Annotated in this window: 8 protein-coding genes; 3 read left to right on the top strand and 5 right to left on the bottom strand. The window is 70.5% G+C overall.

What is annotated here, in order from left to right:
- Nucleotides 1-49 precede the first annotated feature (49 nt).
- On the bottom strand, nt 50-3,421 hold the full coding sequence (locus ACOKM3_RS16585) for an ATP-dependent helicase (protein ID WP_426901219.1): 3,372 nt from the start codon (nt 3,419-3,421) through the stop codon (nt 50-52).
- A 278-nt stretch (nt 3,422-3,699) separates the two neighbouring features.
- Nucleotides 3,700-4,065 (bottom strand): MGMT family protein, encoded by a 366-nt coding sequence (locus ACOKM3_RS16590; RefSeq protein WP_426901221.1) that lies wholly within the window; start codon nt 4,063-4,065, stop codon nt 3,700-3,702.
- A 164-nt stretch (nt 4,066-4,229) separates the two neighbouring features.
- Here ACOKM3_RS16590 and ACOKM3_RS16595 point away from each other — a divergent pair, with 164 nt between their 5' ends.
- From ACOKM3_RS16595 to ACOKM3_RS16605, 3 genes are all read left to right on the top strand, one after another.
- The gene (locus ACOKM3_RS16595; protein ID WP_426901223.1) at nt 4,230-6,998 is read left to right on the top strand and encodes a lysylphosphatidylglycerol synthase transmembrane domain-containing protein; all 2,769 of its coding nucleotides are present in this window, start codon (nt 4,230-4,232) and stop codon (nt 6,996-6,998) included.
- Between the two features lie 88 nt (nt 6,999-7,086).
- Nucleotides 7,087-8,631, top strand: a complete 1,545-nt coding sequence (locus tag ACOKM3_RS16600) for an alpha/beta hydrolase (RefSeq protein WP_426901225.1) — start codon at nt 7,087-7,089, stop codon at nt 8,629-8,631.
- Between the two features lie 98 nt (nt 8,632-8,729).
- Nucleotides 8,730-10,349 carry an alpha/beta hydrolase gene (locus ACOKM3_RS16605; RefSeq protein WP_426901227.1) on the top strand — a complete coding sequence of 540 codons (1,620 nt, stop codon included), beginning with the start codon at nt 8,730-8,732 and terminating at the stop codon, nt 10,347-10,349.
- A gap of 88 nt (nt 10,350-10,437) precedes the next feature.
- Here the strand turns inward: ACOKM3_RS16605 and moeZ are convergent, their stop codons facing one another.
- From moeZ to ACOKM3_RS16620, 3 genes are all read right to left on the bottom strand, one after another.
- Nucleotides 10,438-11,616: an adenylyltransferase/sulfurtransferase MoeZ gene (moeZ, locus tag ACOKM3_RS16610; protein ID WP_426901229.1), complete on the bottom strand. Its 1,179-nt coding sequence runs from the start codon at nt 11,614-11,616 to the stop codon at nt 10,438-10,440.
- 63 nt (nt 11,617-11,679) lie between these two features.
- Complete coding sequence (locus ACOKM3_RS16615) at nt 11,680-12,429, bottom strand: spherulation-specific family 4 protein (protein WP_426901231.1); 750 nt, start codon at nt 12,427-12,429, stop codon at nt 11,680-11,682.
- Nucleotides 12,417-13,385, bottom strand: a complete 969-nt coding sequence (locus ACOKM3_RS16620) for an NAD-dependent epimerase/dehydratase family protein (protein WP_426901233.1) — start codon at nt 13,383-13,385, stop codon at nt 12,417-12,419. The genes ACOKM3_RS16615 and ACOKM3_RS16620 overlap by 13 nt, the downstream gene beginning before the upstream one ends.
- Nucleotides 13,386-13,676: the final 291 nt, after the last annotated feature.

A 13,676-nucleotide genomic window follows, 5' to 3' on the forward strand; every position in this document is an offset into this window, starting at 1 on the left:
CGGGCACCACTGACAGCGCCGTCCTGTTCCGGCTCAGTGGAGGCACACGTCACTCGACGACGTGTTTGCCCTCCGGTCGCGCGCTGCACGAGGCACGGAAGGCGCAGTGCGTGCAGTGCTGCCCTGTGGTCGGCACGAAGCGTTCGTCGAGGACCTTGCCTGCCGCGGTGGCGAGGAGATCGCCGACCCACTCCCCTTCCAGGGGCTCTTGTGCCTGCACCTTCGGCAGGGCCTCGCCGCCGTCCTTCTTGGCGGCGCCCTGGCGAAGCTGCACCAGTTCCGCTCCTCCGGAGTGCGGACGAGCTCCGTCGAAGACCTCGTCGACCACGCCTTCGTTCACGGCGAGCTGGTACACGGCGAGCTGCGGGTGGCGGGCGACGTCCGCGGCGCTCGGTGTCTGCTTGCCGGTTTTGAAGTCGACTACGTAGGCGCGGCCCTCGGCGTCCCGCTCCACACGGTCCATGGAGCCGCGAATACGTACTTCGTAGGAGCCCGCTTCGAGCGTCACGTCGAAGTCGTGTTCGCTGGCGACGGCGGTGCGGCCCGTGCGGTCCATGACGTGCCACTGAAGGAACCGTTCGAGCGCCACGCGCGCGTTCTCCTTCTCCTGCGCCGACTTCCAGGGCGCGTCGAAGGCGAGGGAGTCCCACACCGAGTCCAGGCGCTCCATGAGGACGGCGAGGTCGGCGGGTGTGCGCCCGGAGGCGACCTCGTCGGCCAGGACGTGCACGACGTTGCCGAAGCCCTGGGCCGCCGTGGCGGGGGCGTCCGCCTTCACCTCGCGGCCGAGGAACCACTGCAGGGCGCAGGTGTTGGCCAGCTGGTCGAGGGCGCTTCCGGAGAGGACGACGGGCTTGTCCCGGTCGCGCAGCGGGACCTTGCTCTCGGTCGGCTCGTACATGCCCCACCAGCGGTACGGGTGGGCGGACGGCACGAGCGGCCTTCCGTCGTCGTCGCTGAGCGCCGCGAGCCGGGCGAGGCGGCGCGCGGCGGCCTCCCGCAGCCCTTCGGAGACGCGCGGGTCGACCGTCGTGGCGCGCAGCTCGGCGACGAGCGCGGCCACCGCCAGGGGGCGACGCGGGCGCCCGGTGACGTCCTTGGGTTCCACGCCCAGCTCGGTCAGGAACCGGGACGGCTGGTCGCCGTCGTCCGCGGGCGCCTTCACCGCGGTGACGACGAGCCGCTCCCTCGCGCGCGTGGCGGCGACGTAGAACAGGCGCCGTTCCTCTGCGAGCAGCGCCCCGGGGGTGAGCGGTTCGGCGAGGCCGTCGCGTCCGATGCGGTCGGCCTCCAGGAGTGAGCCACGGCGCCGCAGATCGGGCCACAGCCCTTCCTGGACGCCCGCGACGACGACGAGCCGCCACTCCAGTCCCTTGGAGCGGTGCGCGGTCATCAGGCGCACGGCATCGGGGCGCACGGCGCGTCCGGCGAGGGTGTCGGCCGCGATGTCCTGGGCCTCCAGCTCCTCCAGGAAGTTGCGGGCGCCACGGCCTCCGGTGCGCTCCTCCGCGCGCGAGGCAACGGCGAACAGGGCGCAGACGGCATCCAGATCACGGTCCGCGTTGCGCCCGGCCGCGCCGCCTCGACGGGCGGCGCGCTCGAGCCGGTTCGGCCAGGGGGTGCCGTTCCACAGCTCCCAGAGGGCTTCCTCGGCGGTGCCGCCGTCGGCGAGCTTCTGGCGGGCGGTGGCGAGGAGCGCGCCGAGACGCTGCGCACCACGGGCGTACGCCGGGTCGTGCAGGGCGAGCCGCTCGGGCTCGACGAGGGCACGCGCGAGCAGCTCGTCCGAGGGCGGCGGCAGCGCGTTCCCGGACGCGCGCTCCTCCTCGCGCAGCGCGCGCCCCAGGCGGCGCAGATCGGCCGTGTCCATCCCGGCGAGCGGCGAGGCGAGGAGTTCGAGGGCCGTCTCGGTGTCGAGCCGGTACTCGTTTTCCGGGGTGCCCGGGGTGTCCGGGGCGACCGGGGTGTCCGAGGTATCCGATGCGTCTGAGGCGTCTGAGGCATCTGACGCATCCGGGGAGTCCGGGGCATCCGCCCTGGCCACCACCTTGAGGGCCGTCAGCAGCGGCGTGACCGCCGGTTCGTGGCGCAGCGGCAGGTCGTCGCCGTCGATGTCGAGGGGGACGCCGGCCGCCGTGAGCGCGCGCCGCACCCCCGGGATGCTGCGCGAGCCGGCCCGCACCAGGACGGCCATGTCGCTCCACGGGATGCCGTCCTCCAAGTGGGCACGCCGCAGGATGTCCGCGATGTTGTCGAGCTCCGTACCGGACGTCGGATACGTGTAGACCTCGGTCCTGCCTCCGTCGCGTACGGGCGACAGCTCACGGTGGGCACGCACCTTGTGGGCGGGCAGCCGGGTCAGGGGCATCCGCTGGGTGATGCGGCGCGTCGCCTCCAGGAGACGGGCGCCGGAACGCCGGGATGTGGTGAGCACTTCGACCGGGGCGGGGGCGCCGTCCGCCTGTGGGAAGTCCCCGCGGAAGTCCAGAATGCCGTTCACGTCCGCGCCCCGGAACGCGTAGATCGACTGGTCCGGGTCGCCGAAGGCGACGAGCGTGCGGCCCCCGCCCGCGAGCGCGTGCAGCAGCCGCACCTGGGCGGGGTCGGTGTCCTGGTACTCGTCGACGAACACGGCGTCGTACTGCGTGGCGAGCCGGTCCGCGACCTCCGTGCGGCGCGCGAGGAGCACGGCGCGATGCACCAGTTCCGCGTAGTCGAGCACACCCTGTGCGTCGAGGACGTCCAGGTATTCGGCAAGGAAGGTGGCGGCCGCCCGCCAGTCCGGGCGGCCGATGCGGCGCGCGAAGGCGTCCAGGGCTCCTGGCCCAAGACCCAGCTCCCGGCTCCGGGCGAGGACCGCGCGCACCTCGTCGGCGAAGCCCCGGGTGGTGAGGCACGCGCGCAGCTCGTCGGGCCAGCGCACATGCGCGAGCCCCGCCTGCTCCAGGTCGATCTGCCCCGCGAGCAGTTCCCGTACGGCGACGTCCTGCTCGGGACCCGACAGCAGTCGCAAGGGCTCCACGAAGAGGTCCGCATCCTGGTGCGCGCGGACCAGGGCGTAACAGAACGAGTGGAACGTCGTCGCCTGTGGGGCGTGTGCGGCGCCGATGCGCTGCGCCATGCGGTCGCGCAGTTCGACCGCGGCCTTGCGGCTGAACGTGAGCACCAGGATGCGCTCGGGATCGGTGCCCTTGGCGATGCGCGCCGAGACGGCCTCCACCAGAGTCGTGGACTTGCCCGTTCCGGGACCGGCCAGGACGAGGAGCGGCCCATGGGCATGGTCAACCACCGCACGCTGATGTGCGTCCAGACGAGGGGGGTCCACCTGGGCCGGCGGGGTACGCACCAGTCGGTACGCACCGGGGAGCGCCTGTCGAACCTGGTGCTGCGACAGGTGCCGGGTGGACGAGGAGGAACTCACGTGGATCGCTGGTCCTGGTGGGTTTGCTGGTGGTCGAAGAGCCGTCCGCGCGAAGCGGTGGCCGTGGGGTGAAGGAGGTGTCTGCCATCGACGGTGCCGTCGACGCTACGCCGTCGAGTGTGGCGGAAGCCGGGCTTCCGGTGCCTCTCCCGCACTCCTCCGGGCCCATATGTGCCCGGTCTCACCAACGGACACGGGGGCGCCGAAGTGCCCCGCATGCCCCGTTTCCCCCATACGGGCCACAGGCACCCCACCCGCGCGCGGGATGGCCGAAGCTGTCAATTGTGAGCTTCCGTACCCGCCCGGCCGTCCCACCGCGCGCGCTTCATGTCGAGGCGCGGCACGTGTCCTTCGGCGGCCCGGGAGGCCTCGCGCAAGGGCGTGCCCTCTTCTCTGTAGTGGTCGAGCGCACGCAGCTCGTGCCCCGGCAGGAGCTGCCCGTCCGCGCGCACCACACGCCACCACGGAACCGCGCCTCCGTAGAGAGCCATCACTCGCCCCACCTGGCGGGGCCCGCCCTCCTCGAGCCATTCGGCCACGTCCCCGTACGTCATGACCCGCCCGCGCGGAATCGTCTCCGCGACGTCCAGGACCCGCTCCGCGTACGCGGGAAGCTCTCCCGCCGGTTCGCTCTCCTTGCTCATCCGACCCATCCTGCCGCACGGCACCGACAGTGCGGAGGGACGTACGGGAGGCGGCCAGGACAGACGCGGGCAGCGGCGCCCGCCGAGGACTCCCGCCTCCTCGAATGCACCCTGATGCCCCCCTATGACGGTGCGGCATGCCACCATCGTGCGGGCGGTGACTGGTGATACGAGATCAAGAAGAGACCACGGAGCAGCAGAGCGTGCACCCCGACAAGGCGGAGGGCACCTCTGTGGCACCGGCGCGCCCTGACGAAGCGGCCGATCAGGCCTCCGAAACGAAGCACGAGCAACCGTTGCACGACCCCGACTGTGCCGAGGGGGACGCGCACGCCGAGCAGGTCGACGGCGACGAACCGCTGCTCCCCGCGCGCGTGCACCGCCCCTCCGACCTCATGCGGCTCCTCGTCGGCCTGCTCGCCGTCGTCGTGATCCTGGCGATCGCGGCGTTCGCGCACGGCACGACCTCGGGCTTCGCCCAGGACATCGACAAGGGCACCGGCCAGGCGCCCGACCTGCTGACCAAGTTCGCGGGTCTCGCGTCGAGCATCGCCATCCTGTTGGTGCCGGTCGCGTTCGCCATCGAGCGGCTCATCAAGCGCGACGGCCTACGGATCGCCGACGGAGTGCTCGCCGCGGTCCTCGCGCACGGGGTGACGCTCGCGACGGATCTCTGGGTCGCCAAGGCCGCCCCGCGGTCCATCCAGGAAGCGCTCACCACGGTGTCGCCCGGCGACATCCACGCGCTGACCGACCCGGTGCACGGCTACTTGGCGCCCGTCATCGCGTACATGACGGCCGTCGGCATGTCCCGGCGACCACGGTGGCGCGTCGTGCTGTGGGTGGTGCTGCTGCTCGACGCCTTCGCGATGCTCGTCACCGGCTACACGACACCGTTCTCGATCATCCTGACGGTCCTCATCGGCTGGACCGTCGCCTACGGAACGCTGTACGCCGTCGGCTCCCCGAACGTGCGCCCTACAGGGCAGACGCTCCTCGCCGGCCTGCGCCACGTCGGCTTCCACCCCGTCAACGCCTCCCGCGAGGAAGCCCATGAGGGCACTACGGAGAACGGCGACCGGGGGCGGCGCTACTTCGTCACCCTGGAGGACGGTCCACCGCTCGACGTCACCGTGGTGGACCGGGAGCAGCAGGCGCAGGGCTTCTTCTACCGCGTGTGGAGGCGCCTGACGCTGCGCGGCATCACGCAGCGCCGCAGCCTCCAGTCGCTGCGCCAGGCCTTGGAGCAGGAGGCGCTGCTCGCCTATGCGGCGATCGCCGCCGGGGCGAACGCGCCGAAGCTGATCGCGACGTCCGAGCTCGGCCCCGATGCCGTCATGCTCGTCTACGAGCACGTCGGCGGCCGTTCCCTGGACTCGCTGCCGGACGACGAGATCACCGATGAGCTGATGCGCGACACCTGGCACCAGGTCCAGGCGCTCCAGTCACGGCGGATCGCGCATCGCAGGCTGGCCGGCGACGCGATTCTGGTGGATCGTTCCGGCACCGTGGTCCTCACGGATCTGCGCGGCGGCGAGATCGCCGCGGGCGACCTGGTGCTCCGCATGGACATCGCCCAGCTGCTCACGACGCTCGGCCTTCGGGCGGGCGCCGAGCGCACCGTCGCGTCCGCCGTGGGAGTCCTCGGCCCGGACACCATCGCGGACTGTCTGCCGCTGCTGCAGCCGATCGCGCTCACCCGCACCACCAGGGCGACGCTGCGCAAGCTCGGACGTGAGCGTGCCCAGCGCGAGCGCGAGGCCGTCCTGGAGGCGTCCAGCAAGGCCAAGCAGGCGCGCATCGAGGAGACCACCACCGGCGACACCGGCAAGGCGGCTGTACGCGCCGAGAAGAAGTCCGAGAAGGCGGAACGACAGGCCGAGAAGCGGGCCCTCGACGAGGCCCTGGAAGAGGCCCGCGAGGAGGATCTGCTGACCCAGATCCGCCACCAGGTGCTGCGCATCCGGCCACAGGCACCCGTCGAACCGGCTCGCCTGGAGCGCATCAGGCCGCGCACGCTGATCAGTTTCATCGCCGGTGCGATCGGCGCGTACTTCCTGCTGTCGCAGCTCACCCACATCGACTTCGGGGCGATCGTGGGCGAGGCCGAGTGGGGCTGGGTCGGCCTCGCGGTGCTGTTCTCCGCGCTCAGCTACGTAGCCGCCGCGATGAGCCTGCTCGGCTTCGTGCCGGAACGCGTCCCCTTCATGCGGGCCGTCGCGGCTCAGGTCGCCGGGTCCTTCGTGAAGATCGTGGCGCCGGCGGCGGTGGGTGGAGTGGCACTCAACACGCGCTTCCTGCAGCGTGCGGGGGTGCGTCCGGGGCTCGCCGTGGCGAGTGTGGGCGCCTCGCAGCTGTTCGGCATGGGCAGCCACATCCTGCTGCTGCTGACCTTCGGTTACCTGACAGGGACGGAGAAGACGCCTTCCTTGTCGCCGTCCCGCACGGTCATCGCGGGCCTGCTGACCGTCGCTGTGCTCGTCCTTGTAGTGACGTCGATTCCGTTCCTGCGGAAATTCGTCGTCACGCGCGTGCGCTCACTTTTCGCCGGTGTCGTGCCGCGCATGCTCGATGTGCTGCAGCGTCCGCGAAAGCTGCTCACCGGTATCGGCGGCATGCTGCTGCTGACCGCCTGCTTCGTGATGTGCCTCGACGCCTCGATCCGCGCCTTCGGGGACGAGACAACCACCACGATCAGCCTGGCCAGCGTCGCGGTGGTCTTCCTCGCCGGTAACGCGCTCGGCTCGGCCGCTCCGACACCGGGTGGCGTGGGTGCCGTCGAGGCGACCCTGACGGTGGGTCTGATCGCGGTCGGTCTGCCCAAGGAAGTGGCGGCGCCCGCGGTGCTGCTGTACCGGCTGCTCACTCTGTGGCTCCCCGTCCTCCCCGGATGGCTGTTCTTCAACCACCTGACAAGGAAGGGCGCTCTCTAAGGGGTTCGGACTTCCCCGGGCGGCCGGGACCTCACTCGCACAGCCCGCAGCCCGAGCGTCCCGCACCCCGCCGCCGCAGGATGGACGCATGCCCAATCCGTCCTGGTCCCGTACCGCTGCCCTGACCGCCGCCACCCTGCTGTCCGTCTCGCTCGCGGCGTGCAGCAGCGACACGGAGGACGACGTGGATCTTCCGTCCCAGGAGCTGAGCTGGAAGGACTGCCCCGCGCCGGCGGAGTCCCAGGGCGGCGGAGACGCGCCTTCCCCGCTTCCCGGCGGCGCCGAGTGGCAGTGCGCCACCATGAAGGCGCCACTCGACTGGGACGAACCAAAGGGCGACACGATCGACCTGGCGTTGATCCGCGCCAAGGCGAGCGGGGACAAGGACAAGCGGATCGGCTCGCTGATCTTCAACTTCGGCGGCCCCGGCGGCTCCGGGGTCACCACCCTCCCGGCCTTCGGCTCCGAGTACGCGAAGCTGCGCACCCGCTACGACCTCGTCAGCTTCGACCCGCGTGGGGTGGGCCGCAGCGCGGGCGTCACCTGCGAGGACGACAAACAGCTCGACGAGTACTTCCAACAGGACTCGACGCCGGACGACACCGCGGAGCAGAAGAAGCTCGTCGACAACATCAAGACGTTCAACGGCGCGTGCGAGAAGAACTCCGACAAGATCCTCCCCCACGTACGCACCACGGACGCGGCCCGCGACATGGATCTCATGCGCCAGGTCCTCGGCGACAAGAAGCTGCACTACTTCGGCATCTCCTACGGCACCGAACTGGGCGGCGTCTACGCCCACTTGTTCCCCAACAAGATGGGCCGCGCGGTGTTCGACGGCGTGGTCGACCCCACCCAGGACCCGGAGGAAGGGGCGCTCGGCCAGGCGAAGGGGTTCCAGCTCGCCCTCGACAACTACGCGCAGCACTGCACCTCCCAGGCCGAGGACTGCCCCGTCGGGGACACCCCGCAGGACGTCAAGGCCAAGATCGCCAAGCTGTTCGACGAGCTGGAGGAGAAGCCGATCCCGGGCATCTTCCCGCGCGACCTCACGCAGACCGCGGCGACCAACGGAGTCGCGCAGGCCCTGTACTCGCAGGACTTCTGGGAGTACCTGACCGAGGGCCTCCAGCAGGCCTACAACGGTGACGGCAAGATCCTCATGGCGTTGTCCGACTCGATGAACGGGCGCAACGAGGACGGCAAGTACAGCAATATCCAGGCCGCCAACATCGCCATCAACTGCGCCGACGACAAGCCCCGCTACACGGCGAAGGACGTCGAGGCGAAGCTGCCGGAGTTCCGCGAGGCGTCCTCGATGTTCGGCGACTACCTGGCCTGGGGCATGCTCAACTGCTCCGGCTGGGCCGTCGACGGGGCCGCCGAGCACCCGGACGTCCATGCGCCCGGCTCCGCCCCGATCCTCGTCGTCGGCAACACCGGCGACCCGGCCACCCCGTACGAAGGTGCGAAGAAGATGGTCGACGCGCTCGGCGAGGACGCGGGCGTCGAGTTGACGTACGACGGCCAGGGCCACGGGGCCTATGACAGCGGAAACAAGTGCGTGCACGGCGCCGTGAACACCTACCTCCTCAGCGGGAAACCCCCGAACGAGGGAACGGTCTGCAAGTGATCTCGGGGTTGTCCACAGGCCGAGTCGGATATCCGTGGGCGCTCCTACGATGGCTTGACTGTCTTTCGAACGGGGGCAGTTGAGGGGGGGGAGGTGCCATGGCGGCACAGGATTCGCGTGCGCCCGCGGGAGCACGCACACGCTGGGGAAAGGCCGTCCGCGCGATCGCCCTGGCCGCGGTCGTCGGCCTGACGGTTGGGACGGTCGCGGGCTGCAGCGGTTCGGGCGAGCGTGCCGACGGGGGCAGGGCGAAGCCACCGTCGGCCTCCGCCTCGCAGCCCGCCGACGTGGCACCGGGCGGCGACTCCCCTGCCTTCCCCTCGTCACTCACCGACCAGCACCTCGACTGGGGCCGTTGCCGTGCGCATGCGGGTTCGCCCGCGCCCGGCTCCGACTGGCAGTGCGCGACGCTCAAGGCACCACTCGACTATGCCGAGCCGACCGGGCCCACGATCGACCTCGCTCTCATCCGCGCCAAGGCTTGGGGCGAGCAGGGCAAGCGGATCGGGTCCCTGTTGTTCAACTTCGGCGGCCCCGGTGTCTCCGGATTGGATCTGCTGCCGGCCCTCGCCCCGGAGTACGCCAAGCTGCGCGAGCGCTACGACCTGGTGGGCTTCGATCCGCGCGGCGTCTCGGCAAGCCGAGGGCTGCGCTGTCGAAGCGACAAGGAGACGCAGGCGGCCGAGTCCCTCGACCTCACCCCTGACACCAAAGCGGAGGAGACGGCGTATCTCCGGGATGCCGTCGCGTTCGGCAAGGGCTGCGGCAAGCAGGCCGGCGCACTGCTCGCCCATGTGTCGACCACCGAGGCCGCGCGCGACATGGATCTGATGCGTCAGGCTCTCGGGGACAAGAAGCTGCACTACATGGGCGTCTCCTACGGCACCGAACTGGGCGGAATCTACGCCCAGTTGTTCCCCGGCAAAGTCGGCCGGCTCACCCTGGATGCCGTGGTCGATCCGAGCGTCGGACGCGTCGGGCAGGCCGAGAACCAGGCCCGCGGATTCCAGCGGGCCCTCGACAACTACTTCAGGTCACGCGGCAAGGACCCCCAAGAAGGTGCGCGTGAGATCGCCGCGCTCCTCAAGAAGCTCGACGCGAAACCTCTGCCGACCCCGAGCGGTCGCGAGTTGAACGAGGCGCTCGCGACGACCGGCATCGCGGTCACCCTGTACAGCGAGACCAGTTGGACCGCCCTGACGCGGGGCCTGCGGGACGCGGAGCGGGGCGACGGCACCACCCTGCTCGCGCTCGCCGACGCGTACAACAAACGTGACGCGAGCGGACGTTACGACACAACGAGCCACTCTCAGCGCGCGATCTCCTGCCTCGACGACAAGGCGCGTCCCACGATGCGGGAGACGAAGGAGCGGCTCGCGAAATTCCGGGAGATGTCGCCTGTGTTCGGGCCGTACATGGGCTGGGACACCGGAGTCTGGTGCCATGACTGGCCGGTCCCGGGCCAGTGGGACGACCCGGATGTGAGCGCACCGGGTGCGGCGCCGATCCTTGTCGTGGGCAACACGGGCGATCCGGCCACGCTCTACGAAGGAGCCCGCCGCATGGCCGATGAGCTGGGCAAAGGCGTCGGCATCGAGCTGACGTGGAAGGGCGAGGGGCACGGGGCGTACGGCTCCGGCAGCGCCTGCGTGGACTCGGCGGTCGACGCGTATCTCCTGGAGGGGCGAATACCGCGCGACGGCAAGGTGTGCTCCTGACGGCGAGCGTCCGCCCCGAAACGGCGGACGGGCCTCGCGCACAGTGCGCGAGGCCCGTCCGATCAGCTCACAGCGACCGAGCCGAGGCTCAGTAGACCGGCTTGTCCGGCTCGATCTGGTTGACCCAGCCGATGACGCCGCCGCCGACGTGCACGGCGTCCGAGAAGCCCGCGGACTTCAGCACGGCGAGAACTTCCGCACTGCGGACACCCGTCTTGCAATGCAAGACGATCTTCTTGTCCTGCGGCATGCTCTCCAGGGCCGTACCCATGAGGAACTCGTTCTTCGGGATCAGCTTGGCGCCCGGGATGGAGACGATCTCGTACTCGTTCGGCTCGCGGACGTCGATGATCTCGATGCTCTCGCCGTCGTCGATCCACTCCTTGAGCTGCTTCGGAGTGATCGTGGCACCGGCGGCGGCCTCCTGCGCCTCATCGGACACGACGCCGCAGAAGGCCTCGTAGTCGATGAGCTCGGTGACGGTCGCGTTCGGACCGCAGACCGCGCAGTCGGGGTCCTTACGGACCTTGACCTGGCGGTACTGCATCTCGAGGGCGTCGTAGATCATCAGGCGGCCGACCAGCGGGTCACCCACGCCGGCCAGGACCTTGATCGCCTCGGTGACCTGGATGGAGCCGATGGACGCGCAGAGCACGCCCAGGACGCCGCCCTCGGCGCAGGAGGGGACCATGCCGGGGGGCGGGGGCTCCGGGTACAGGCAGCGGTAGCACGGCCCGTGCTCGGACCAGAAGACCGAGGCCTGGCCGTCGAAACGGTAGATGGAACCCCACACGTAGGGCTTGTTGAGCAGCACGCACGCGTCGTTGACGAGGTAGCGCGTCGCGAAGTTGTCCGTGCCGTCGACGATCAGGTCGTACTGGCTGAACATGTCCATCACGTTGTCGGCCTCGAGCCGCTCCTCGTGAAGGATCACGTTCACGTACGGGTTGATGCCGAGGACCGAGTCCTTCGCGGACTCCGCCTTGGACCGGCCGATGTCGGCCTGGCTGTGGATGATCTGGCGCTGCAGGTTCGACTCGTCGACCTCGTCGAACTCCACGATGCCGAGCGTGCCCACGCCGGCGGCGGCCAGGTACATGAGGGCCGGCGAGCCAAGGCCACCGGCGCCCACACAGAGCACCTTGGCGTTCTTCAGCCGCTTCTGCCCGTCCATCCCGACATCCGGGATGATCAGGTGGCGGGAGTACCTGCGGACCTCGTCTACGGTGAGCTCAGCAGCTGGCTCGACCAGGGGTGGCAGCGACACGGGGACTCCGTTGGTCGGTATCTACGTACGGTTGTTCCGCCTGTAACACTGCCACGCCCTCCTTCATTCCGAGACACCGCGTCCGATGCGCGAGACGATTTCGTCCCAGTAACCGGGCATCGCCTCCCAGGGGTCGGTCGAGCCGTCCCGATCCGTCTGATCGGTGAAGTAGATCGTGCCCGCACCCTGCCAGCGCGCGATGCGCAGCGCCTCCTCGAGGTGGCCGAGGGGCATTCCGTGGACGAAGTGGCAGAACCGCTCGTGCGGGTAGTCGGCGGTCCACTCTGCGACCTGGGACCAGCGGTAGTCGCTCCAGGGGCCGGAGAAGGTCACCAACTGGTCGGCGCTCTCGGCGTATCCGGGGTATGGGTGGGTGCCGTGGTTGAACACGATGTACGCGTCGTCGACGAGGGCGCGCAGGGTCGTGGTGGCGCGCCGGACCTCGGGGAGCGCGGCCCGCTCGGTGGGGCAGCGGTCGAAGTAGAAGCCGTCGACCTGGTACCAGTCGAGGAAGCGGTGCGCGTCGGAGACGAGTTCACCGAAGGAGCGGGCTCCGTAGGTCAGGTCCAAGTGACCAAGGACACGGACTCCGGCCTGCCTGAGCCGCCCCGCCGCTTCCAGGCAGTGCTGGTCGGGGCGGGAGCCCGGACCATTGGCGACATTCAGAACAACCCAGTGCAAAGGCGTTGCGGGACGGGTGAGTTCGGCCCACTCCGCGGGTGCGACGAGGGGGTGCGCGAAACCGGGGATGCCGAAGCCGAGTCGTACGTCGGTGCTCGACAGGCCGGTCGCGGTCGGGGTCAGATACGGCATGCCGCCTCCATCCAGATGTCGGCGAGGGACTCTTCGAGGTTGATGCGGGGACGCCAGCCGAGCCGGTCGCGGGCCGTACGCACATCGGCCTGCTGCCAGCCGCCGCAGCCGTCGGGGTACGGATACGCGCTCGGCCCGGGAGGCATCCCGTGGTCCGATTCGGTTCGGGGGTGGCCGACGGATGGCCGCATCCCGACGGCGGGTCCGTCGAGTTCGTGGAGGGATCCGGCGAATCCGGCGACGCGAGCGAGCACGGCGGCGGCGTCACGCAGTCGCACGGCGCGGCCCGAGCCGATGTTGATGACGCCCTGCGCGGCGGAGAGCGACGCGGCGTGCACGGCGCGCGCCACGTCTCGTACGTCGATGAAGTCGCGCTGCGCGCCGAGACCGCCCAGCTTCAGTTCACCGTCGCCGGCCTGCATGGCGCGACGCATCGCCTCGGCGAGCCGGCCGAGCGGGGATCCAGCCGGGGTGCCGGGCCCTGCGGGCGAGAAGACGCGCAGGACGACGGCGTCGAGGCCGGAGCCGAGGACGAGTTCGGTGGCGGCGAGCTTGCTGACGCCGTACGGGCCGCCGGGCCGGGGCACCGCGTCCTCTGCTGTGGACGAACCGGGCTGCGAGGGCCCGTACTCGGCGCCGCAGCCGATCTGCACGAGGCGGGCACCGCAGCCGCTGCGCCGAAGGGCCTCGCAGACGGTGGCGACGGCGACGGTGTTGTGCCGGGTGAGTTCGCGGGCGCCGCCGCGGGTGGCGCCGGCGCAGTTGATGACCACTCCGGGGTGGACGGCGTCCAGGAAGCGGGTGAGGGCGCCGGGGCTGCCGGTGGCGAGGTCGAAGCGGACGTCGGCGTCGTCGCCCCTGCCGAGCGTGGTGAGCTGCACGGCGGGGTCGGCCAGCAGGCGGTCGGTGACGAAGCGGCCCAGATACCCGTTGGCTCCGATCAGCAGAACCCTCATCGGGTGCCTCCCAGGGGTCGCGCTCCGGTCCCTCGGTGCGCTCCGAGGGCGCCGCGCACTCCGCGCGCCGCGCGCGGGGCGCACCGGTCGTGGGTTCCGCGCTGCCCGTGAGGTCCGGAGTATCCGGCGTATCCGGCGCCTCCGGGAGGAGGGGTGGTCATCTGGCGTTCTCCTTATGGGGGTTGCCCTGGGTCTTCGGATGGGCCCGCGGTGTCGGCCCCGCGGGCCGCGGGTGGTCCTGGTCATCTGGCGAGTGCTGGACGCGGTGGCGCGGTGCGCCCGATGGAGGCG

The sequence above is a fragment of the Streptomyces nidicola genome, assembly GCF_050106155.1.
Classification (GTDB): Bacteria; Actinomycetota; Actinomycetes; order Streptomycetales; family Streptomycetaceae; genus Streptomyces.

Coding starts and splice junctions, on each gene's coding strand:
- ACOKM3_RS16590 (WP_426901221.1), bottom strand. CDS start 4,065: ATGAGCAAGGAGAGCGAACCGGCGGGAGAGCTTCCCGCGTACGCGGAG.
- ACOKM3_RS16600 (WP_426901225.1), top strand. CDS start 7,087: ATGCCCAATCCGTCCTGGTCCCGTACCGCTGCCCTGACCGCCGCCACC.
- ACOKM3_RS16605 (WP_426901227.1), top strand. CDS start 8,730: ATGGCGGCACAGGATTCGCGTGCGCCCGCGGGAGCACGCACACGCTGG.
- ACOKM3_RS16615 (WP_426901231.1), bottom strand. CDS start 12,429: ATGCCGTATCTGACCCCGACCGCGACCGGCCTGTCGAGCACCGACGTA.
- ACOKM3_RS16620 (WP_426901233.1), bottom strand. CDS start 13,385: ATGAGGGTTCTGCTGATCGGAGCCAACGGGTATCTGGGCCGCTTCGTC.